This is a genomic window from Bradyrhizobium nanningense, assembly GCF_004114535.1.
GTDB classification, from domain to species: Bacteria; Pseudomonadota; Alphaproteobacteria; order Rhizobiales; family Xanthobacteraceae; genus Bradyrhizobium; species Bradyrhizobium nanningense.
On the sequence record NZ_LBJC01000081.1, the window covers coordinates 37,879 to 57,412 of the forward strand.

Here is a 19,534-nt window from a genome sequence, read left to right on the forward strand (position 1 = left end):
GGCGACAAAAAGAGCTGGACCCGATGTCGGAACGCGCGCCCGTCGCTCGTCCTCTGCTCTGACCCGGGACGAGGAGATGCACGATGGCCGACCTCACGCTGACCACCTTCGATTGGGTTCCCGAGAAGCCCAGGGGTTTCGTGCGCGACCTTCGCGTGCGCTGGGCGCTCGAAGAGGCCGCGCTGCCCTATCGCGTCGCGAGCGCTCCGTTCGGCGACCGGGGGCCTGCGCATTTCGCGCACCAGCCTTTTGGCCAGGTGCCGTGGCTGACCGACGGCGACCTCTCGATCTTCGAGAGCGGCGCCATCCTGCTGCATCTCGGCGAGCGCAGCGATAAGCTGATGCCATCCGATCCGCGCGGCCGCGCTGAGGCGACGGAATGGGTGTTCGCGGCGCTCAACTCGGTGGAGATGGCGAGCCTACCTTGGGGAATGTCGAAGTTCATGGGACATCCGACCGACACGGCGGCGTGGAAATTCGTCGACGACTTCCTCAAGCTTCGGCTGAGGCATCTCGAGCCGGTGTTGGCCAGCCACGAATGGCTCGCGGGATCCTTCTCCGTGGCCGACATCCTGATGTCGGACGTGCTGCGGGTCGTTGATGGTTTCGACGGGCTGGCGGACAGTCCCGCCTGCCGCGCCTACGTCGCGCGCGCCACCGGCCGCCCGGCGTTCGCAAAGGCGCACGCCGACCAGATGGCGCATTTCGCTGCGGCGGATAAGACGCGCGGGACCTCGTAGGGTGGGTTAGCCTTGCAGCTGCGCAAAGCGCAGTCCGCTGGACGTAACCCACCAATTCTGCCGCCGCGGAAAGAAAAAGGTGGGTTACGCTAACGCTAACCCACCCTACGCATCCAAGACGCGCGCGCGTCACACCAGCTTCAGCGGCGCATCGGCAACGACGCGAAGATCGATGTTGCCGATCAACGCCGCACGGCGCGCCTCCGCAGCACTGATGGCATCGTCCGTCTGCCGCAGCGTCGAGACGTTCGAGCCGAGCGACACGATCCCGCCCAGCACCAGGGCGATGGATCCAAGCGCGGCAGTCTGACCGAAACCGAACAGACCGAGGATCGTCACCAACAGCAGCGCCGCCCCGCCCCCGATCGCGATCTTGGACGCCAGGATGTACTTGCGGCAGCGCTCGGCGATCTCGGCCAGAGCCTCGATCCGATCTTCGATGTCGGAGATTTCGTCGGCCGGATCGTCTTCAGTCATTGGATTTGAGTGAGCAGATCGAGGGATAAACGAAATTCAGCTGCCTAGGACACCGGCACAACGCAAGCAGGGATTGGCCCAATCGACATAGCTTGCTCGCCCGAAGAACCACCAGGGTTGGTCGCTGCGTGGGAATCGTCTGTAGGGCCGGGCAGGACCTTCAAGCGAACAGCGACTCGGTCCTGCCTTCGATCGGTGATCGCTTCGTATCGGAGATTATCGGGCCCGCTGTAACCAGCCCGAGCCGAGTAGAAAACGCTGATGCCGCGGACCCAGCGCCCGACACAAGATCGATCGCTTCCAGAGTCGCCCGCCACCTCGAAATCCTCAATACGATAACAGACGCTCCCATGTTCTGGTGTCTTCACGAGCAGGAGCCGGGGAAGCTCGACCGGCGCGCACGTATTGTCGGCGTCGGCGTAGCCTTCGATAACGGTCTCTTCTGCCCCCCGAGCGGTAACGGTCATCTCGCTGCCCTGTGCGAAACACGATATGCCCATCGTCAGGACCGCGGACAACACGCCCAAGATCAGCTCGCGCGATCGACGGGCGCTCTGCCATAATCTCGAGCGTCGACGCCAAAGTGCCATCGACGTTCCCTTCCCTCACAACGGCAAATTGTCGTGCTTCTTCGCCGGCGCTTCCACCTTCTTGTCCTTCAGCATCGCCAGCGCCCTTGCGATCCGCTTCCTTGTCGAGTGCGGCATGATGACGTCGTCGATGTAGCCGCGCTCGGCGGCGATGAAGGGGGACAGGAAGCGGTCTTCGTATTCCTTGGTGCGCGCCGCGATCTTGTCGGGATCGCCGATGTCGGAGCGGAAGATGATCTCGACCGCGCCCTTGGCGCCCATCACCGCGATCTGGGCAGTCGGCCAGGCGTAGTTCATGTCGGCGCCAATTTCCTTGGAGGCCATGACGTCGAAGGCGCCGCCATAGGCCTTGCGGGTGATGATGGTCACCAGCGGCACGGTGCACTGCGAGTAGGCGAACAAGAGCTTTGCGCCGTGCTTGATCAGGCCGCCATATTCCTGTGCGGTGCCCGGCAGGAAGCCCGGCACGTCAACGAAGGTGACGATCGGGATGTTGAAGGCGTCGCAGAAGCGGACGAAGCGCGCCGCCTTGCGCGAGGCGTCCGAGTCGAGGACGCCGGCCAGCACCATCGGCTGGTTGGCGACGAAGCCCACCGTGCGGCCCGCGATGCGGCCAAACCCGGTGACGATGTTCTTGGCGAAGGCTTCCGCGATCTCGAAGAAGTCGCCCTCGTCCACGACCTTCAGGATCAGCTCCTTCATGTCGTAGGGCTTGTTCGGATTGTCGGGGACCAGCGTGTCCAGGGACATGTCGACCCGGCCGATGTCGTCGAAGCTCGGCCATTCCGGCACGCCGTCGGTGTTGTTGGACGGCAGGAAGTCGATCAGGCGTCGCATCTGCAGCAGCGTCTCGACGTCGTTCTCGAAGGCGCCGTCGGCGATCGAGGAGCGCGTGGCGTGCACCGAGGCGCCGCCGAGCTCTTCCGCCGTGACGACCTCGTTGGTCACGGTCTTCACCACATCGGGGCCGGTGACGAACATGTAGCTGGTGTTCTTCACCATGAAGATGAAGTCGGTCATCGCAGGCGAATAGACGTCGCCGCCGGCGCAGGGGCCCATGATGACGGAGATCTGCGGGATCACGCCGGAGGCGAGCACGTTGCGGCGGAACACGTAGGAATAGCCGGCGAGCGCGGCGACGCCTTCCTGGATGCGCGCGCCGCCCGCGTCATAGAGGCCGATGATGGGCGCCCTCGCCTTCATCGCCATGTCCTGGAGCTTCGTGATCTTCAGCGCGTGGGTCTCGGACAGCGAGCCTCCAAACACGGTGAAATCCTTGGCGAAGACGAATGTCTTGCGGCCGTTGACGGTGCCCCAGCCGGTGACGACGCCGTCGCCGGGTACCTTTGTCTTCTCCATCCCGAACTCGGTGGAGCGGTGCTCGACGAACATGTCGAATTCCTCGAACGATCCCTTGTCGAGCAACAGCTCGATGCGCTCGCGCGCGGTCAGCTTGCCGCGGGCGTGCTGCGCCTCGATGCGCTTCTCCCCGCCGCCGAGCTTGGCACCGGCACGACGATCTTCAAGGGCGTCCAGGATGTGTTTCATTTGCTCCCGCCAGTTCTTAGCCTAAATGCGATTGCCGGGGGTTCTAACACGGCATTTTGCAAGCCGGAAAGCGCCTTTCCGCGCCGCAGGGCTGCCCTGAAGCAGCGGGAAAGCGTAAGGAATTCCAAAGTTTTGTTGGGAGGCAGCGATGACCGAAGGAATAGCCGGGACAGGCTCAGTGACGGGCGGCGTCAACATCCTGCTACGGCTGGAAGGCCTCACCCTGTTCGTCGGCATGGTGGTGCTGTACTGCGCCTGGGATGGCTCCTGGCTGGTCTTTGCCCTGCTGTTCTTCGTCCCCGATCTGAGCTTCCTCGCCTATCTCTCCGGCCCCCGGTTCGGCGCGCTGGTCTACAACACCGCCCACAGCTACATGGCGCCGGTGGCGCTGCTGACGCTGGGCTTCGGCCTCGCCTCGCCCCTCACCCTCTCGATCGCCCTCATCTGGCTGGCCCATATCGGCATCGACCGGGCGCTCGGCTACGGCCTGAAATATTCCGCGGGGTTCGGCTTCACCCATCTGGGGCGGATCGGCCGACAGAAGGACGCCTGATCCTGCCCGCACATTTGCAGCTCCGCCCGGTTGACCCGGCCTGCCGATTCAGGCTTGCTTCGCGCTTGCGATCAGGCGCCGAATGTTGCGTGAGCCCAGTCGGTACGGCGGCGGTCACCACGCCTTGGCCTAGGCATCACACATGTCCGCGACGGTCGTCCCCCTGCCGCCGAACGCATCGTCCGAAACCATCGACTTCCTGCGGCGGATGGCCAGCATGGTGTCGGGGCGGAACGGCGAGATGCTGCTGCGCGCGGCCAGGCTGATCGAGTCGCTGGCACGGCGGGCGATGTCGGCCGAGCGGCTCTATCACGAGCAGCAGATCGAGAGCACGCGCAACGCCGAGCTGCGCGAGGCCGCCGAGCTCGCCTCCGATGCCATGGTCAGCCAGAGCGAGGCGCTGCGGGCGCAGCTTGCCGAGGTCATCGCGGCATCCGCAGCCGAGCGCGCCGCCTTCGATGCCGAGCGCGGCAAGCTGATCGGCCTGATGCAGAATGCCGAGAGCCATATCGTCAAGCTGACGACCGAGCTGGACAGCTTGCGCGCCTCCGTCGACAGTTTGAACGAGACCGCGGTCTCGGTGCCGATCGAGGTGCTGCGGCTGGCGCGGACGCAGTTCGACTATCTCTCCAGCGGCTTTGCCCACAAGGGTGACGTGATCTCGCAGGCGATGAGCGAGATCGGCGGCTTTGCGATCGACCAGGCGCTGACGGCAAAGAAGACGGACACCGCCTGAGACGAGCCGACAGCCTGCGTCAAATTGACAGCGCGCGGCTCCGTTGTTCTACTCCCTCAAAGTCATAAGGGAGGATCTGATGCCGACGGCATTTCGCGCCGCCATGGCGCTCATTGCGCTCTGCGTTTCCACTGTGCTCGCCCATGCGCAATCCCTGCCGAGGGAAGTCGCCACCCGTGCCGAGATCTACCCAATCCCCTCGCTCACACTCTCCGACCAGCAATTCCTCAGCGGCGATGCGGCGGCCGGCAAGGCGGTGACGGTGGCGGGCGAATTCCGCGTCGCGCAAGGCACCGGCAAACTCCCCGTCGTGGTGCTAATGCACGGCTCCAGCGGCGTCGGCGCCACCACCGAGGCCTGGGTGCACGCCTTCAACGCCATGGGCATCTCCACCTTCGTGATCGACGGATTCACCGGCCGCGGGCTGACGGTGGTGGGACCAAACCAGGCGCTGCTCGGCCGGCTCAATCTGATCGTCGACATCTACCGCTCGCTGGAGATCCTGGCGAAACACCCGCGCGTCGATCCTGATCGCATCGTGCTGATGGGCTTTTCCCGGGGCGGACAGGCGACCCTCTATGCGAGCCTCGAGCGCTTCAACAAGCTCTGGAACAAGTCCGGCATCCAGTTCGCGGCCTACATCCCGTTCTATCCGGACTGCTCGACGACGTATCAGGGCGATGCCGAGGTCGCCGCGCGCCCGATCCGCATCTTCCACGGCGCGCCCGACGACTACAATCCCGTCAAGAGCTGCAAGGCCTTTGTCGAGCGGCTCAAGGCCGCGGGCCGCGACGTGGCGTTGACGGAATATCCTGACAGCGCGCACGGCTTTGACAGCGGCCTGCTCGGCGTCACCACTGTTGCCGTGTCCGCCAACGCGCAGACCGTGCGCAACTGCCGCATCAAGGAAGGTGACGGCGGCGTGCTCATGAACGGTGATACCAACGCGCCCTTCACCTACAAGGATGCCTGCGTCGAGCTCAACCCGCATGTCGGCGGCAATCCGAAGACGGCTGCGGAGTCGCGCAAGGCCGTGGAGGCGTTCTTGCAGGTGCTGTTCAAGCTGGGATAGGCGCGTCTGCGCTCCGGCGTCGACGCTACATACTCCGTCATTGCGAGCGCAGCGACTTGTCCGCCGAAGCCTTGGCGAAGGCGGAAGCAATCCAGAAGTCTTTCCGCAGACACATTTCTGGATTGCTTCGTCGCAAGGGCTCCTCGCAATGACGAGCCCGACGGCTCTCGCGGCTTCAAGGCTTATCCGATAGCGCTAGATCGCGCCGATCTCGGCAAGGCACGCCTGCGTCAGCGGCATGCGCTCACTGATGTGGCGCGGCTCTTTGCAATCCATGTTGAGCGCGAACACCGTGTGCGCCTCGCCCTTCTCGGCCCAGCCGACCATCCAGCCGAGCGACGGCTCGCCGCGCTCGGCGCCGAGCAGGCCGGACTTGGCGCGGATGACGCTATCGCCGACCTTGGTCACCGGCAGGATGTCGGCGACCAGATCCTGGCTGCGCTTGCTGACCGGCAACGTGCGGCGGCGCAGCCGGTCGACGAAATCGATCTGCTCGACCGGATCGATGCGCAAGGCTCCGGTGAGCCAGAACTGGTCGATGCGGCCGCCGATGTCGCGGTTGCCGTAGTCGAACTCGTCGACATATTTCTGCATGCGCTCCTGCCCGATGCGGCGCGCGATCTCCTGATAGACCGGCACCGCACTCACCGCGATCGCACTGCGCAGCGTGTGATCCTTGTTCCAGGCTTCGATTGGACGCTTCACGCCGTCCCACGGGAAGACGTCCTTGTCGGGGTCAGCGACCACGCCGGTCTCGAGCGCGATCAGCGAGTTCGGAATCTTGAACGTCGAGGCTGGTAGCTTGCCCTCGCCCGAGCGCTCCTTGTCACTGGCGACGATCAGATAGTCCTCGACCTTGTAGCCGACGAAGGTGCCTGACGTGCCGAGATCGGTGAAGCGCTTTGACAGGCTTTCGCGGATCTCGTTGCGCGGCGGCGCGACGTGGGCGAGCGCGCGCTGCGGCATGGTGGCGGCCGCAGCAAGAAGGCCGAGGGTGGAACGGCGGGTCAGCAAGGGCGATGTCCGTTGAGTGATGAAAGCGGGCGCGACCATGCAGCCGCTCCATGGTGAAACGATGACAGGTAGGACCTACCGCCCCCGGCCCGACAGCCGCAGCACGAACACCAGGACCTCGGCGACGGCCTTGTAGAGGTCCGGCGGAATCTCCTCGCCAAGCTCGACCTTGGACAGCGCGCCGGCCAAGACCTCGTTTTCCTCGATCGGGATGTCGTGGGCCTTGGCGATCTCGACGATCTTTTCGCCGATCGTGCCCTTGCCCTTGGCGACGACAACCGGCGCGCCAGAACCCTTCTCGTAATGCAGCGCGATCGCGAGCTTGGACGGGTCGCTCATGTGGCACGATCCAGGAAGTGGCCGGCGCGGGCCGGCGCCGGTTGAGGTGGCGTGCCGTCCCGAACCAGGATGTCGCCGGGCTTGAGCTCGGCCCTCGTCAACGCCTGGCTGAGCTCACCGATGCCGGCGCGGAGCTGCTGCGCCGTTGCCGGCCGCTCCGCCCACATCCGCACGAAGGTCTTGTCGCCGCTCAGCGTGATCAGCGCGTGGACGGGGCCTGCCGGCTCGACATTGAGCGTGAAGCGCGCGCGCCAGGCCTGCTTGGCCGAATCGGCGGATTCGCCGGCACCGTCGCGCGAGATCTCGAACTGCGCCATCGCGGTGCCTTGCGGCGTTGCAAAGGGAATCTCGAAATTCCACTGCGGCACGCTTGGATCAACGCGGTGACCGCTGGCGTCGGTGCGATCGGGGAGCGATGCGACCTGCAGCAGGGTCTGCCGCGCAATCGCGGCATCGGTCTCGTCAAGCAGGCGATGCACGGTCGCAGAGAGCGGCGTATCCGGCGCGAGCGATGGCGAGGCGATCGACTGCGCCGATGGCAGCGCGCCGCGGAACGGTGGCGGTGTCGCGCGCGCCGCTGCCTCGAGGATGTGGCCATCGGGCACGACTTTGTTGGAGCCGGGGACATTGCCGGTCAGGCGCGGCAGGTTTTGCGTGACCTCCTGCAGCAGACTCGCGGCAAGGCCAGCGGACATGGTCCTGGGTGTCGCCGTCTGAGGCGCGTCGGCCGCCATGTCGGCCAGCACCGCGGCCGCGAGATTGGCATTGCGCGGCATTTGCGGCTGTTGGGCAATCTCGGGGGCGATTGACGGCGATACGGCCTGCGCGACCTCACCTGCCGGCTGAGCCGGCGCGGCGGCGACCTGCGGCATCGCCGTGGTGCTGGCCGGAATCGTGGCGCCCTGGCTCTGCGGCGCGACCGTCTCGATCGTGGCCAGCGTCTGGCGCAACACCAGCAGCGCCGCTTTCAAATCCGGAACGGCACCGGAGGACGGCGTCGTGCCTGCGGCCAGCGACGCCTCGAGGAACAGACCTGACTTTTGGAAGGCGGATTCGATGTCGCCACCTTCGAGGTCGGTGTTGAGCGTCGTCTGCTGTGCCAGCACGTCCAGCACCGCCTGCTTCAAGCCCGCCGGCAAATCGCTGCCGGTGACGATTGCCGCCAGATTGGCGAACAGCGGCGCCTGGCTGCCCTGCTTTGCCGCAGCCTCGGCCGAGGCTGCGGTGACGGCGACCTGCTCCAACGGAGTGAGCGTATTGCGCGGCGCGCTCGCGGACGGCGCGAGCGGCGGGCTTTCCACCAGCGAGGCGGCGCGGGGCGTCAGCGTGACCTGATCGGGAGTTGCCTCGCCTGCGCCGCTCATGACCGCAAGGCGGATGGTGCCGTCGCTCTGCGACACTGCGAGCTGCAGATTCTGACCCGGTGTCAGCGCCACCTCCGACATCACGTCCATCGAGAGGTTGGCGATCGCGATCCGCACCAGATTGTCGGCCATCACGCTGACGACGCGTGCGTCCACGACGCTGCCGGCCTGAAGCACGAGATCGGGCGTCGTCGCACCAGCCGCGGGGCTGGCGGCACTGACGGGAAGGATGGAAGTGACGGGCGTCGGCATCTCAGGGGGCCCAAGGGAGCACGGGAGCGAGCACGCCCCACCCTAAGGCCTTCGTCGTAAACCTCTCGTTAAGGACCTTTGGCCACAGGCGCCTTGACCGCCGCCAACACCGTCACGGCAGCCTCGAAATCCCGCAGGCGCGTGGCCCGGCGGGCGGCAGCCTCCTCGTCCACGCCCCATTGCTCGGCGTTCCAGTCCTCGTCGACATGGGCGGCGGCCCAGACCTGACCGGCATCGTGCACGCCATGGGCCAGCGCCAAGGCCAGCAGTGCCGAGCCGGTCAGGGTCGTCACCATGTGGAGCGCGGCGACCGACCAGGCGTCCTCGGGCAGCGCGGCGCGGGCGGCCTTCAGCGCCTCGTCGGGCTGCTTCACGTGCATGACGCCCTCGGACAAAATGAAATGCGCCCCCAGCGTCTCCGCGGCCCAGAACACCGCAGGGTCCCAATGCGCGGCCTCGCGCGCAACCAGCCCCTCGGGATGGCCGGCGCGATAGAACAGCAGATCGGACTCGAAATATCTTGCGAGGTCGTCGCTGACCAGCCCAACGCGGTCGACGACGCCCTCGATCACGCTATTTGCAATTCGCGTCAGCGGCATGCTCACCGGGTCGATGCTCTCGCCCTGGGCCGCCCATTCCGCGGCCACGGCACCGGCCAGCGTCCGCGCAGGGATCACCACCTGGCGGCCAGACGGCGTGCGGATCGGCTTGCCATCGAGCGTGATGGCAAAACCGCCCTCGGCATCAGTGACACCGGCCTCCTTGTAGAAGCGCTTGCGCAGCGGCGTGCGCGCGGACGCGCGCGCCGATTCCCGCGGATCGGGCGGGGTTTGCCCCGCGGCTTCTTCGAACAATTCGCGCATGTGAGTTTTGGGTTCCGGTCGCTGGATGCTAGGCTTCTAAGATAAGGGTTTTAAGCCAAGACTTGCGGCCGATAAAGCGAGCGGCGGGCATGAGGGAACTTGCGGGCATTGGGGCCCTGTTAGCCGGGCTCTGGCCGGCCGCGGCGGAGGCCGGTTTTCGCACCCCGGAATCGCTGGTCCGCAACGTCTATGCCCATTACGGAGACGGCGCGCCGGAGCTGTCCAACGGACTGCCGCGGGATGCGGCGACCGCCCGCCAGTTCTTTGATCCTCCCGTGCGCAGGGCCTGGAGCGCGCCGCGAATCGAGCCCTACGACTTCCTGGTGCAGAGCCGGAGCTGGAAGCTCGGCCCGGTCGCGATCACGGTCGTCCGCAGGCAATATGACAAGACCTATGTCGCCGCGAACTTCGATAACCGCGGCAAGGCCGTGACGCTGAACTTCATCCTGGTCAACGGACCGGAGGGCTGGCTGATCACGGATGTCGAGAGCCCGCATGACAGCTTGCGGATGTTTCTGGAGCAGTTTCGGAAGTGAGGAGTGGAGTTGGCAACCCAACCACCGCTGTCATGCCCCGGCTTGACCGGGGCATCCAGTACGCCGCGGCGGACATCGTGAGAGCGAACTCTCAAATGCCGGCTTCCGGAATACCGGATCGCCCGCCCCAGTGCGCAAGTGCGCACAAGGCGGGCGATGACACCGGGTATATGGCGAGCTGAGCGCCCTACTCCTCCGGCGCGTTCTCGATCGGATCAAACCGGCTTGCATCGAGCCCGAGCAGATTCCACGACTGCTGCATGTGCGGCGGCAGCGGCGCGGTGGCGTCGATCACGCCGCCGCGCGGATGCGGAATGACGATGCGGCGCGCGAGCAGATGCAGCCGGTTCTGCAGGCCACCCGGCAATTGCCAATTCTCGATGTTGAAATATTTGGGATCGCCAACGATGGGATGGCCGATATGGGCCATGTGGGCGCGCAGCTGGTGGGTGCGGCCCGTCACCGGCTTCAGCGACACCCAGGTCAGCTTGTTGCCGGCGGTCTCGACCACTGCGTAGTAGGTCACCGCGTGGCTCGCGCCCTCGTCACCGTGCTGGGCGATGCGCATGATGGTATCGTCCTCGCTCTCCTCCTTCGCGAGGAAGGTCGAAATGCGGCCCTGCTTCGGCTTCGGCAGGCCCGGCACCAGCGCCCAATAGACTTTTCGCGCCGACCGCGAGCGGAACGCGCCGGTCAGATGCGAGGCCGCAAAGCGTGTCTTGGCTATCAGCAAGCAGCCCGAGGTCTCGCGATCGATACGGTGCACGAGGCGCGGCTTCTGGCCCTTGGCATCGCGCATCACCTCCAGCATCTGGTCGATATGCCGCGTCATGCCCGAGCCGCCCTGCACGGCAAGGCCGGCGGGCTTGTTGAGAACGAGGACGTCGTCATCCTCAAAGATCGTCATCTCCTTGAGCGCCTTGAGCGTCTTCTGCGCAGCCTCCGAGAGCTCGCCGACCACCTTGGGCGCGTCGAGCTTCAGCGGCGGGATGCGGACGCTCTGTCCCTCCTCCAGCCGGTCCTTGCTGTCGACGCGCTTGCCGTCGACGCGCAGCTCGCCTTTGCGGACGACGCGCTGGATGTGGGAGAACGACAGACCGGGGAAGCGCGCTTCAAGGAAACGGTCGACCCGCATGTTGTTCTCGTCCGCCGTCACCTTGACGGTCTGCACCTTGGTCGGCAGCAGCGCCTCGACGGGCTTTTCGGGCACAGGCCGTTCCTGTGCAGCTTTGGGCGGCCGCCGCTCGGCGCGTTCGGGGGCACGCCGCTCGGCACGCTCACCGGCAAAGCGCGGCGGCTTGCCGCCCGAACGCGGGCCGGCTTTCTTCGCGCCGCGTGCCTGATGCGGACGTGAGTCGTCGCGCTCGTCCCGCGAACGGGGCTTTGGGTTCATTCTCTTGATGCGGCGGCTCATGCGGTCTTTCCAAGCTTTCGTGTCGACTGGGCGTTGGCGCGGCGGGGCAGCGACGCTAGCTGCGCGCCGACCTCCTTCTCCGCCAGCCGCAGCTCATATTGCTGTGGCAGGTTCATCCAGAATTGCGGGCTGGTGCCGAACCAGTGACCCAGGCGCAGCGCCGGGTCAGCGGTGATGCCGAGTTCGCGCAGTTCTTCGGCGAGGTGCCCACCGGGATGAATGGATGTCCCGCGCGCGGTCACTCGGGATAAAGGCAATGTCATACCAATTCGACTTTCAGCGTCCGTCCCACGGCGCTCGCCGCACGCTGCAAGGTATCAAGCGTCACGGAGGGCGTCGTCGGATCAAGAAGTCTATCGAGTTGGCGACGACTCGTCTTCATACGTTCCGCCATCGCCGTCTTCGTAATTCCCTGCGTCTTCATTGCTTCCGTGAGTTGCTCGGCAATGAGTTCCTTGATGGCACGCTCCTCACACGCCCCAAGGATACCTTGCTCGGCAAGAAACTCGTCGAACGTCTCTTCGCTCACGCGCACTTTTCTCTTCGCCATTACGTCACCTCCCGTCTGCGCTTCAGCGCAAGGTCGAGATCCTGCTTTGGCACTTTCTGCGTCTTCTTGATGAGGCCATGAAGCAGGATCATCTGGCCGCCTTCCAGACAGAAGATCACTCGCGCAATTCGGTTGCTGTCGAGATCACTCCGGACCTCCCACAATCCGCCTCCCAAGCGAAGCGCAATGCGGGCGTCCTATCGGCCAACCGAATTCGACTTTCTGAATATCCTTCCCGACAGTTCGACGATCTTCCGGAGTCAATTCCGATATCCACTCGCGAACAGGATTTCGACCTGTCGAGCTGACATAAAATCTGGCGGGAAGCTTCTTCGCACGATCGATCATTCGGTCGCACTCGTGTGTCATTTTTGACACGCAAATGCAAGCCTTCGTTTGGCGCCGCAGAACCTACGTCCCGCCCCGCTCCTTGCGCAGCTTGGCCCAGTAGTCCAGCCGCTTCCTGATCTCGCGCTCGAAGCCACGCTCCGGCGGGTCGTAGAAGGTCTGGCGGCCCAAGGCTTCCGGAAAGTAGTCTTGTCCGGAGAAGGCATCGGGGGCGTCGTGGTCGTACTCGTAAGCTGCGCCGTAGCCTTCCGACTTCATCAGCTTGGTCGGGGAGTTGAGGATGCGCTTGGGCGGCAGCAGCGAGCCGGCTTGCTTTGCGACCTGCATCGCCGTGCCGAAAGCGGTGTAGACGGCGTTCGATTTCGGTGCGGTGGCGAGATAGACCACGGCCTGCGCGATGGCGAGTTCGCCTTCGGGATGGCCGAGGAAGTCGAAGGCGTCCTTGGCCGCGTTGGCGATGACGAGCGCCTGCGGGTCGGCCAGCCCGATGTCCTCGACCGCCATGCGCACGACGCGGCGGGCCAGGAACAGCGGGTCTTCGCCGGCGTCCAACATCCGCGCGAGATAATACAGCGCCGCATCGGGATCGGAGCCGCGCACCGACTTATGCAGCGCCGAGATCAGGTTGTAATGGCCGTCCGCCGACTTGTCGTAGATCGGGGCGCGGCGCTGCAGGATCTCCTGCAACTGCGCGGCATTGAAGATCTCGTCGGCCCGGGCCGAACGCCAGACCTCTTCGGCGAGCGTCAGCGAGGCGCGGCCATCGCCGTCAGCCATGCGCACCAGCACGGCGCGCGCCTCTTCATCAAGCGGCAGCTTCCTGCCCTCGACCGCCTCGGCATGCGCGAACAGCTTTTCGATCGCGGCCGCGTCGAGCGAGCGAAACACCAGCACGCGCGCGCGGGACAAAAGCGCCGCGTTCAGCTCGAAGGACGGGTTCTCGGTGGTGGCGCCGACCATCACCACCGTGCCGTCTTCCATCACGGGCAGAAAGGAATCCTGCTGGGCTCGGTTGAAGCGATGTACCTCGTCGACGAACAAGAGCGTGCCCTTGCCCATCTCGCGGCGGGCGCGGGCAGCGTCAAACGCCTTCTTCAGGTCGGCGACGCCGGAGAACACCGCGGAGATCTGCTCGAAATGCAGGTCGGTCGCATCCGCCAAGAGCCGCGCCACCGTGGTCTTGCCGGTGCCGGGCGGGCCCCAGAATATCAACGAGCCCAGCGTGCGCGTCTCCAGCATGCGCGTCAGCGCACCGTCGGGTCCGAGGATATGGTCCTGGCCGACGACCTCCGATAGCGCGCGCGGGCGCAAGCGATCCGGCAGCGGATGCGGAGCCTCCTGATCGAGCCCCGCCGCGGCAAAGAGCGTTGGCGTCTGCTGTGGTCGCTTCGGACTCATCCGCTCAGCGTCACGTTGATCTGCTGGCCGCCGCGCACCAGCGTGATGCGCCAGAGTCGCGGCGTGTCTTTAGCAATCTTCTCGAGATCCGCAGTCTTGGCAATCTTCTGATTGTTCACTGCGAGGATGATGTCGCCCTTCTGGAATCCGACATTCGCGGCCGCGCTGTCGCCGCCGAGATCGGTGATCACGACACCTTCGGTGTCGGCGTCCAGATGCAGCTCGTCGGCGACCGCCGGCGTGATGGTCGAGACCTTCGCGCCCTGGAACGGCGAGCGCGCGGTGACGACGAGCTCGTTGCGTCCCGCGTCGGGCGCGGTCTCCAGCGCCACCGCCAGCTTCAGCGGCTTGCCGCCGCGCTGCACGTCGATCTGCGCGGTGCCGCCGAGCGGACGGGTGGCGAAGCGATAATCGAAGGCGTTGGGATCATCCACCGTCTGGCCGTCGATCCCGGTGATGAGATCGGAAGATTTCAGGCCGGCCTTCGCCGCAGGGCCGCCCGACACCACGCTCGCGACGAGCGCACCGGTCGGCGAGCGCAGGCCGAGGCTCTCGGCAATCTCGGGCGTCACCGCCTGCAACTTTGCGCCGAGCCACGGCCGCTTGACCGCCTTGCCGCCGCTCTTGGCGGAGGCGACGACGACGCGCACCATGTTGGCGGGGATTGCAAAGCCGATTCCTTGCGAGCCGCCGGAGCGCGAGTAGATCGCGGTGTTGATGCCGGCGAGCCGGCCGTTCATGTCGACCAGCGCACCGCCGGAATTGCCGGGATTGATCGCCGCATCGGTCTGGATGAAGAACTGGTAGTCAGTGATCCCGACCTGCGTGCGCGCAAGCGCCGAGATGATGCCGTGGGTCACGGTCTGGCCGACGCCGAAGGGATTGCCGATCGCCAGCACGACGTCACCGACCAGCAGCTCATCGGAATTTGTGAATTCGAGCGCCGGAAACTTCTCTTTCGAATCCTTCAGACGCAGCACCGCAAGATCGCTGCGGGAATCCTTCAGCACGATCTCGGCCTCGAACTCGCGCTTGTCCGACAGCGACACCTTCACCTGGTCGGCGCCTTCGATGACATGGACGTTGGTGACGACGAGGCCGGACGTATCGACGATGACGCCGGAGCCGAGTGAGCGCTGCACCTGCTCCTGCTGCTGGCCCGGCACACCGAAGAAGCGGCGGAAGATCGGGTCGTCCAGCAGCGGGTTGCGATTCTGCACCACCTTTGCCGCATAGACGTTGACCACGGCCGGCTGAACCCGCTGCACGATCGGCGCATAGGACAGCCGCAACTCGACCGGCGAGGACGGGACCCGACGGTCCTGCGCAGCAGCCGGATTGAACTGGGCGGAAAAGGCTATGCACAAGGCCGTGACGACGGCGGTCCAGATCGATCGAAACATTCCTACCTCTTGGAAAAGACGCCGGAATATAGGCGCGTTCGTCCGCCAATAGAAGGGCGCCGGGCGGCAATATTCGGCCCTCCTCTGACGTCGGAAGCATGCAAGCCACGCGTGCGGAACGACCATTTGCCGCGCGCGAACCATGACTGCGTCTTGCCGCGCATCCGTTCTCGCGCGATGGCTGTTCCCCGACCTATGCTGCGCGCTTGCGCCTCTTGACCGGCTCCACTTCGGGCGCAGGCCCGCAGGGCAGAAGCCGTTGATGGCTCTCGCCCCAGGCCTTCAGGATGTCGATGACAGGCTTGAGGCTCTCACCTAACTCGGACAGGCAATACTCCACGCGCGGCGGCACCTCGGCATAGACCTTGCGGATGACGAGCTTGTCCTCCTCCAGCGCGCGAAGCTGCTTTGTCAGCATGCGCTGGGTGATGCCGGGCATCCGGCGGCGCAATTCGCCGAAGCGCTGGGTGCCGCTCTGCAGGTGATAGAGGATCACGCCCTTCCACTTGCCGTCGATCAGGTCCAGCGTCGCCTCGACCGAGCAGCCGGGACGGCGGGCAAAATTGCGGCGTTTCATGCGTATTTTCCCAATAGTATCCAAACAGGGACTATATCCCCGAATTTACAGTACTTGCCAAATCGGAGCCAGGGCGACAGTTAGGACGGCAGGCGAGCATGCCATCTGATGGAGACAAGCCATGAAGGCCATCGGCTACAAGAGATCGCTTCCGATCGAGGATGCGGATTCACTGTTCGATTTCGAGACCGCAAAGCCCGAGCCCAAAGGGCGCGACATCCGCGTCGCCGTAAAAGCGATCTCGGCCAATCCGGTCGATTACAAGGTGCGCAAGCGCGCAGCGCCGCCCGAGGGCGAGACCAAGATCCTGGGCTATGACGCAGCCGGCGTGGTCGATGCGGTCGGGCCCGAAGTCACGCTGTTCAAGCCGGGCGACGAGGTGTTTTACGCCGGCTCGATCCTGCGCCAGGGCACCAATTCCGAATTCCACCTGGTCGACGAACGCATCGTCGGCAACAAGCCGAAGAGCCTGTCGTTCGCGCAATCAGCCGCCCTTCCCCTCACCTCCATCACCGCTTGGGAATTGCTGTTCGACCGGCTCGGCGCGGTGCCCGGCAAGAGCGTCGATCCGCGCACGCTGCTGATCACGGGCGGCGCCGGCGGCGTCGGCTCGATCCTGATCCAGCTCGCGCGCCGACTCACGGGCCTCACGGTGCTTGCCACGGCGACGCGGCCGGAATCGCAAAAATGGTGCCTCGATCTCGGCGCGCATGCCGTGATCGACCACGGCAAGCCGATGAAGGAGCAAATCGAGAAGCTCAAGGTGCCGCCGGTCGCGCTGGTGGCGAGCCTCACTTTCACCGACCAGCACTACAAGGCGATCGCCGAGCTCATGGCCCCGCAGGGCAAGTTCGGCCTGATCGACGATCCCCCGGAATTCATCATGAGCACATTCAAGGGCAAGGCGATCTCGGTGCACTGGGAATCGATGTTCACGCGCTCCTCGTTCCAGACGGCGGACATGATCGCGCAGCATCATCTGCTGAACGACGTCTCAGACCTCATCGACAAGGGCGTGCTGCGCACCACGCTCGACCAGACCTTCGGCACGATCAACGCCGCCAATCTCAAGCGCGCGCATGCGCTGCTCGAGAGCGGCAAATCGCGCGGCAAGATCGTGCTGGAGGGGTGGTAGGCTTCAGTTCGAAGCGTGCGGCGCCTTCGCTCCGTGCGGACGCGTCGCCCGTTCGACAAAGCCTTTGGCCAGGGCATGATAAATGCCCTCCTCGCAGATCATTCGCGAAGTTGCATGCGCAATCAGCGCGGCCGCCATCAGGGGCACGACCATGCCGTGATTGTCGGTCATCTCGGTTACGATCACGAACGCCGTGATCGGTGCCTGCACTACGCCGGCAAAATACGAGACCATGCCGAGCAGCATGATCGCGCCGAGCGGCGCATCGTGGAAGAACGAGGCGATGTTGCTGCCGATGCCGGCACCCACGGCGAGCGACGGCGAGAAAATGCCGCCCGGTATGCCGCTGATCGCAGCAAAGGTCGTCGCCAGGAGCTTGAGCACGCCGAAGTCCGGCGGCAACGGCGAGCTGTGCTCCAGCGCCGTCTTCACCTGCACATAGCCCGTGCCGTAGATCGTGTCGCCGGACACCAGGCCGCAGATCGCGACAGCGATGCCGCACGCGAATGCGAACCAGAGTGGGTGGTCTTTGATCGCGTAGCCGAGCGGATTCTTGAACCCGCGCGCCATCGCGATAACGATGCGGCTGAACAGGCCGCCCGCGAGGCCGCCGGCCACACCACAGAGCGGAACGGCCAGCCAGTCCGTGCCACGCGCCAGTGACATCGCGCTGCTGCCGAAATAGGCGTAATTGCCCGCCAGCGCCAGCGAGGTCAGGCCGGCCGCAATCACGGCCGCGATGATGAGACTGGACGTGCGGGTCTCAAAAGCGCGGCTCATCTCCTCGATGCCGAAAACGATGCCGGCCAGCGGCGTGTTGAACGCTGCGGCAACGCCTGCGGCGGCGCCGGCCAGAATCAACCCGGGCTGGCGGCGCGGCGAGACGCGGCCGAGCGCGAACATGATGGACGCGCCGACCTGCACCGTCGGCCCTTCCCGGCCAACGGAGCCGCCACACAACAGACCGAGCAGAGTGAGGATCGTCTTTCCGATCGCTATCCGGATCGAGACCAGGCTCTCGCGCGCGCTCTGATCGGTCAGATGCCGTGCGGCGATCGCCTGCGGGATGCCGCTGCCCTGCGCGTTCGGGAACAGACGAATGGTCAGATAGGCCGAGAGCACGAAGCCGAGCGGCGTCACGGCCAGCACGGCATAGCGGGACTTCGCGAGCAGCAGCGCGAAGGCATGCTGCGCAAGATCGGCGAGTTGTGCCAGCGCCACCGCTGTGGCGCCGACCCCGATCCCACCGAGGAGAAAGATCGCCCGCCGCTGCCATCGCGCGGATGTCAGCCTGAACAGGCGTTTGTGACGAGTCGAGAGGGGCCAGAGCATAGCTGGGTTTTAGCCTGCTACGCCCCGGATAAAAGGGGCAAGTGGGCAGATCAGCTAGGCTGGAACCGCCCCCTCGACAAAGATCAGCCGCCGCTCGAGCGCCGTCTGCCGCAGCTTGAGGGCCTCGGCATATTCCGGCGAGGCGTACCATTCCTTCAGCCTGGCCATCGACGGAAATTCGACGATGACGATCGCCTTCGCCGGGAGGTTGCCTTCGGCAAGCTCGGCCTTGCCGCCACGGACCAGATAACGTCCGCCGTACTGCGCGATCGTCTTCGCGGCGAGCGTGCGATAGGCTTCAAATCCATCGGGATCGCGCATCTCGACTTCGGAGATCACATAGGCTGTCATGCACGGCCTCAGGCAATGGTGTTGACGATGCCGCCTTCCGCGCGCAGCGCCGCTCCGTTGGTGGCAGATGCCTGCTTCGAGGCGACATAGACCACCATGTTGGCGATCTCGTCGACGCCGGCGAAACGCTGGAGCAGCGAGCTCGGGCGATGCTGCTTGACGAAATTGGCAGCGGCCTCGTCCACCGACTGTCCGTTCTGCCTGGCGAGATCCTTCACGAAAGCTTCGACGCCCTCCGACATGGTCGGGCCCGGCAGCACGGAGTTGACGGTGACGCCGGTGCCGCGGGTCAGCTGCGCCAGACCGCGCGCAACCGAGAGCTGGGCCGTCTTGGTCATGCCGTAGTGGATCATCTCGACGGGAATGTTGATGCCGGACTCCGAGGAGATGAAGACGATGCGGCCCCAATTGCGCTTGAGCATGCCCTTCATGTAGGCCCGCGACAGCCGGATGCCGCTCATCACATTGACCTCGAAGAAACGGCTCCAGTCCTCGTCGGGAATGTCGAAAAAGTCCTTCGGCTCGAAGATGCCGGCATTGTTGACGAGGATGTCAACATCCGGCAGCGCCGCAACGAGCGCCTTGCAGCCCGAAGCGGTCGAGACGTCGGCGGCGATGCCGCGAATCCTCGCGCCCGTCCCTTCCAGCTTGCGCACGGCCGCATCGACCTTGTCCTGGCCGCGGCCGTTGATGACGACGCTGGCGCCGGAGGCTGCCAGGCCTTTGGCGATGGCGCGGCCGATGCCGGCGGTCGAGCCGGTCACCAGCGCCGTTTTTCCCGAAAGGTCGATGTTCATGTAGTATCTCCATCAGATCGATGACGGGGATATCGGACGCGACGGATCGGGCCGCAATCGGCGCTCACCAATCAGTGAAACTGTCTGGAGCTGTTCCGGCAAAGTGGAGACCTCACCCGCCTCCGTTTTGGCCGCAGCTGGAATG

The 19,534-nt window shown here is 65.2% G+C and carries 23 protein-coding genes; 7 read left to right on the forward strand and 16 right to left on the reverse strand.

Going from position 1 to position 19,534, the window contains the following annotated elements; all coding sequences use genetic code 11:
* Nucleotides 1–83 precede the first annotated feature (83 nt).
* Nucleotides 84–740 carry a glutathione S-transferase family protein gene (locus tag XH84_RS37200; RefSeq protein WP_128919641.1) on the forward strand — a complete coding sequence of 219 codons (657 nt, stop codon included), beginning with the start codon at nucleotides 84–86 and terminating at the stop codon, nucleotides 738–740.
* Between the two features lie 129 nt (nucleotides 741–869).
* On the opposite strand, the gene XH84_RS37205 is transcribed toward XH84_RS37200, so the two are convergent.
* Nucleotides 870–1,217, reverse strand: coding sequence for a hypothetical protein (locus XH84_RS37205; RefSeq protein ID WP_128919640.1), 348 nt, complete (start codon nucleotides 1,215–1,217; stop codon nucleotides 870–872).
* 605 nt (nucleotides 1,218–1,822) lie between these two features.
* On the reverse strand, nucleotides 1,823–3,355 hold the full coding sequence (locus XH84_RS37210; protein ID WP_128919639.1) for an acyl-CoA carboxylase subunit beta: 1,533 nt from the start codon (nucleotides 3,353–3,355) through the stop codon (nucleotides 1,823–1,825).
* 148 nt (nucleotides 3,356–3,503) lie between these two features.
* Between XH84_RS37210 and XH84_RS37215 the strand changes: the two genes are divergently transcribed.
* From XH84_RS37215 to XH84_RS37225, 3 genes are all read left to right on the forward strand, one after another.
* The gene (locus XH84_RS37215; RefSeq protein ID WP_128919638.1) at nucleotides 3,504–3,908 is read left to right on the forward strand and encodes a DUF4260 domain-containing protein; all 405 of its coding nucleotides are present in this window, start codon (nucleotides 3,504–3,506) and stop codon (nucleotides 3,906–3,908) included.
* Nucleotides 3,909–4,050: 142 nt separating this feature from the next.
* Nucleotides 4,051–4,644 carry a hypothetical protein gene (locus XH84_RS37220; protein ID WP_128919637.1) on the forward strand — a complete coding sequence of 198 codons (594 nt, stop codon included), beginning with the start codon at nucleotides 4,051–4,053 and terminating at the stop codon, nucleotides 4,642–4,644.
* Nucleotides 4,645–4,723: 79 nt separating this feature from the next.
* Nucleotides 4,724–5,716, forward strand: coding sequence for a dienelactone hydrolase family protein (locus XH84_RS37225; RefSeq protein WP_128919636.1), 993 nt, complete (start codon nucleotides 4,724–4,726; stop codon nucleotides 5,714–5,716).
* A gap of 195 nt (nucleotides 5,717–5,911) precedes the next feature.
* Here XH84_RS37225 and blaOXA read toward each other — a convergent pair whose 3' ends face one another.
* The 4 genes from blaOXA to XH84_RS37245 form a co-directional block, all read right to left on the reverse strand.
* Nucleotides 5,912–6,769, reverse strand: a complete 858-nt coding sequence (gene blaOXA, locus XH84_RS37230; RefSeq protein ID WP_430642020.1) for a class D beta-lactamase — start codon at nucleotides 6,767–6,769, stop codon at nucleotides 5,912–5,914.
* 36 nt (nucleotides 6,770–6,805) lie between these two features.
* Nucleotides 6,806–7,069: an EscU/YscU/HrcU family type III secretion system export apparatus switch protein gene (locus XH84_RS37235; RefSeq protein ID WP_063195078.1), complete on the reverse strand. Its 264-nt coding sequence runs from the start codon at nucleotides 7,067–7,069 to the stop codon at nucleotides 6,806–6,808.
* Nucleotides 7,066–8,685, reverse strand: a complete 1,620-nt coding sequence (fliK, locus tag XH84_RS37240) for a flagellar hook-length control protein FliK (RefSeq protein WP_164936278.1) — start codon at nucleotides 8,683–8,685, stop codon at nucleotides 7,066–7,068. The genes XH84_RS37235 and fliK overlap by 4 nt, the downstream gene beginning before the upstream one ends.
* Nucleotides 8,686–8,753: 68 nt before the next feature.
* The gene (locus XH84_RS37245) at nucleotides 8,754–9,548 is read right to left on the reverse strand and encodes an ATP12 family chaperone protein (protein WP_128919634.1); all 795 of its coding nucleotides are present in this window, start codon (nucleotides 9,546–9,548) and stop codon (nucleotides 8,754–8,756) included.
* 89 nt (nucleotides 9,549–9,637) lie between these two features.
* Here XH84_RS37245 and XH84_RS37250 point away from each other — a divergent pair, with 89 nt between their 5' ends.
* Entirely contained in the window at nucleotides 9,638–10,084 is a 447-nt protein-coding gene (locus tag XH84_RS37250; protein WP_128919633.1) for a hypothetical protein, read from the forward strand.
* A 187-nt stretch (nucleotides 10,085–10,271) separates the two neighbouring features.
* Here the strand turns inward: XH84_RS37250 and XH84_RS37255 are convergent, their stop codons facing one another.
* The 4 genes from XH84_RS37255 to XH84_RS41725 are packed head-to-tail and all read right to left on the reverse strand — an operon-like array spanning nucleotide 10,272 to nucleotide 12,167.
* Complete coding sequence (locus tag XH84_RS37255; RefSeq protein ID WP_128919632.1) at nucleotides 10,272–11,498, reverse strand: RluA family pseudouridine synthase; 1,227 nt, start codon at nucleotides 11,496–11,498, stop codon at nucleotides 10,272–10,274.
* Nucleotides 11,495–11,761 carry a helix-turn-helix transcriptional regulator gene (locus tag XH84_RS37260; protein ID WP_128919631.1) on the reverse strand — a complete coding sequence of 89 codons (267 nt, stop codon included), beginning with the start codon at nucleotides 11,759–11,761 and terminating at the stop codon, nucleotides 11,495–11,497. The genes XH84_RS37255 and XH84_RS37260 overlap by 4 nt, the downstream gene beginning before the upstream one ends.
* Complete coding sequence (locus XH84_RS37265; RefSeq protein ID WP_128919630.1) at nucleotides 11,758–12,048, reverse strand: helix-turn-helix domain-containing protein; 291 nt, start codon at nucleotides 12,046–12,048, stop codon at nucleotides 11,758–11,760. The genes XH84_RS37260 and XH84_RS37265 overlap by 4 nt, the downstream gene beginning before the upstream one ends.
* Nucleotides 12,048–12,167: a type II toxin-antitoxin system RelE/ParE family toxin gene (locus XH84_RS41725; protein WP_347338752.1), complete on the reverse strand. Its 120-nt coding sequence runs from the start codon at nucleotides 12,165–12,167 to the stop codon at nucleotides 12,048–12,050. Before XH84_RS41725 ends, XH84_RS37265 begins: the two co-directional genes overlap by 1 nt.
* Between XH84_RS41725 and XH84_RS41730 the strand changes: the two genes are divergently transcribed.
* Nucleotides 12,126–12,356, forward strand: a complete 231-nt coding sequence (locus XH84_RS41730; protein ID WP_347338756.1) for a hypothetical protein — start codon at nucleotides 12,126–12,128, stop codon at nucleotides 12,354–12,356. The genes XH84_RS41725 and XH84_RS41730 overlap by 42 nt on opposite strands.
* Nucleotides 12,357–12,459: 103 nt before the next feature.
* Here the strand turns inward: XH84_RS41730 and XH84_RS37275 are convergent, their stop codons facing one another.
* From XH84_RS37275 to XH84_RS37285, 3 genes are all read right to left on the reverse strand, one after another.
* Nucleotides 12,460–13,794 (reverse strand): replication-associated recombination protein A, encoded by a 1,335-nt coding sequence (locus XH84_RS37275; protein ID WP_128919629.1) that lies wholly within the window; start codon nucleotides 13,792–13,794, stop codon nucleotides 12,460–12,462.
* Nucleotides 13,791–15,197 (reverse strand): DegQ family serine endoprotease, encoded by a 1,407-nt coding sequence (locus XH84_RS37280; protein ID WP_164936277.1) that lies wholly within the window; start codon nucleotides 15,195–15,197, stop codon nucleotides 13,791–13,793. The genes XH84_RS37275 and XH84_RS37280 overlap by 4 nt, the downstream gene beginning before the upstream one ends.
* 193 nt (nucleotides 15,198–15,390) lie before the next feature.
* Nucleotides 15,391–15,774, reverse strand: coding sequence for a winged helix-turn-helix transcriptional regulator (locus XH84_RS37285; protein ID WP_128919628.1), 384 nt, complete (start codon nucleotides 15,772–15,774; stop codon nucleotides 15,391–15,393).
* Nucleotides 15,775–15,895: 121 nt separating this feature from the next.
* Between XH84_RS37285 and XH84_RS37290 the strand changes: the two genes are divergently transcribed.
* The gene (locus XH84_RS37290) at nucleotides 15,896–16,909 is read left to right on the forward strand and encodes a zinc-binding alcohol dehydrogenase family protein (RefSeq protein WP_128919627.1); all 1,014 of its coding nucleotides are present in this window, start codon (nucleotides 15,896–15,898) and stop codon (nucleotides 16,907–16,909) included.
* Between the two features lie 3 nt (nucleotides 16,910–16,912).
* On the opposite strand, the gene XH84_RS37295 is transcribed toward XH84_RS37290, so the two are convergent.
* The 3 genes from XH84_RS37295 to XH84_RS37305 are packed head-to-tail and all read right to left on the reverse strand — an operon-like array spanning nucleotide 16,913 to nucleotide 19,389.
* A complete protein-coding gene (locus tag XH84_RS37295; RefSeq protein WP_128919626.1) occupies nucleotides 16,913–18,241 on the reverse strand; it encodes a chloride channel protein in 1,329 nt (442 codons plus the stop codon).
* Between the two features lie 54 nt (nucleotides 18,242–18,295).
* Complete coding sequence (locus XH84_RS37300) at nucleotides 18,296–18,592, reverse strand: DUF1330 domain-containing protein (protein WP_128919625.1); 297 nt, start codon at nucleotides 18,590–18,592, stop codon at nucleotides 18,296–18,298.
* 8 nt (nucleotides 18,593–18,600) lie between these two features.
* The gene (locus XH84_RS37305; RefSeq protein WP_128919624.1) at nucleotides 18,601–19,389 is read right to left on the reverse strand and encodes an SDR family NAD(P)-dependent oxidoreductase; all 789 of its coding nucleotides are present in this window, start codon (nucleotides 19,387–19,389) and stop codon (nucleotides 18,601–18,603) included.
* Nucleotides 19,390–19,534: the final 145 nt, after the last annotated feature.

Excerpts from the sequence above, each read along its gene's own strand:
- XH84_RS37215 (WP_128919638.1), top strand. The coding sequence starts at position 3,504 with ATGACCGAAGGAATAGCCGGGACAGGCTCAGTGACGGGCGGCGTCAAC.
- XH84_RS37255 (WP_128919632.1), bottom strand. The coding sequence starts at position 11,498 with ATGAGCCGCCGCATCAAGAGAATGAACCCAAAGCCCCGTTCGCGGGAC.
- XH84_RS37260 (WP_128919631.1), bottom strand. The coding sequence starts at position 11,761 with ATGACATTGCCTTTATCCCGAGTGACCGCGCGCGGGACATCCATTCAT.
- XH84_RS37300 (WP_128919625.1), bottom strand. The coding sequence starts at position 18,592 with ATGACAGCCTATGTGATCTCCGAAGTCGAGATGCGCGATCCCGATGGA.
- XH84_RS37305 (WP_128919624.1), bottom strand. The coding sequence starts at position 19,389 with ATGAACATCGACCTTTCGGGAAAAACGGCGCTGGTGACCGGCTCGACC.
- XH84_RS37250 (WP_128919633.1), top strand. The coding sequence starts at position 9,638 with ATGAGGGAACTTGCGGGCATTGGGGCCCTGTTAGCCGGGCTCTGGCCG.
- XH84_RS37200 (WP_128919641.1), top strand. The coding sequence starts at position 84 with ATGGCCGACCTCACGCTGACCACCTTCGATTGGGTTCCCGAGAAGCCC.
- XH84_RS37205 (WP_128919640.1), bottom strand. The coding sequence starts at position 1,217 with ATGACTGAAGACGATCCGGCCGACGAAATCTCCGACATCGAAGATCGG.
- XH84_RS37285 (WP_128919628.1), bottom strand. The coding sequence starts at position 15,774 with ATGAAACGCCGCAATTTTGCCCGCCGTCCCGGCTGCTCGGTCGAGGCG.
- XH84_RS37245 (WP_128919634.1), bottom strand. The coding sequence starts at position 9,548 with ATGCGCGAATTGTTCGAAGAAGCCGCGGGGCAAACCCCGCCCGATCCG.
- XH84_RS37220 (WP_128919637.1), top strand. The coding sequence starts at position 4,051 with ATGTCCGCGACGGTCGTCCCCCTGCCGCCGAACGCATCGTCCGAAACC.
- XH84_RS37210 (WP_128919639.1), bottom strand. The coding sequence starts at position 3,355 with ATGAAACACATCCTGGACGCCCTTGAAGATCGTCGTGCCGGTGCCAAG.
- XH84_RS37275 (WP_128919629.1), bottom strand. The coding sequence starts at position 13,794 with ATGAGTCCGAAGCGACCACAGCAGACGCCAACGCTCTTTGCCGCGGCG.
- blaOXA (WP_430642020.1), bottom strand. The coding sequence starts at position 6,769 with ATGGTCGCGCCCGCTTTCATCACTCAACGGACATCGCCCTTGCTGACC.
- XH84_RS37290 (WP_128919627.1), top strand. The coding sequence starts at position 15,896 with ATGAAGGCCATCGGCTACAAGAGATCGCTTCCGATCGAGGATGCGGAT.
- XH84_RS37265 (WP_128919630.1), bottom strand. The coding sequence starts at position 12,048 with ATGGCGAAGAGAAAAGTGCGCGTGAGCGAAGAGACGTTCGACGAGTTT.
- XH84_RS37225 (WP_128919636.1), top strand. The coding sequence starts at position 4,724 with ATGCCGACGGCATTTCGCGCCGCCATGGCGCTCATTGCGCTCTGCGTT.
- XH84_RS37280 (WP_164936277.1), bottom strand. The coding sequence starts at position 15,197 with ATGTTTCGATCGATCTGGACCGCCGTCGTCACGGCCTTGTGCATAGCC.
- XH84_RS37235 (WP_063195078.1), bottom strand. The coding sequence starts at position 7,069 with ATGAGCGACCCGTCCAAGCTCGCGATCGCGCTGCATTACGAGAAGGGT.
- XH84_RS41730 (WP_347338756.1), top strand. The coding sequence starts at position 12,126 with ATGAAGCAGGATCATCTGGCCGCCTTCCAGACAGAAGATCACTCGCGC.
- fliK (WP_164936278.1), bottom strand. The coding sequence starts at position 8,685 with ATGCCGACGCCCGTCACTTCCATCCTTCCCGTCAGTGCCGCCAGCCCC.
- XH84_RS37295 (WP_128919626.1), bottom strand. The coding sequence starts at position 18,241 with ATGCTCTGGCCCCTCTCGACTCGTCACAAACGCCTGTTCAGGCTGACA.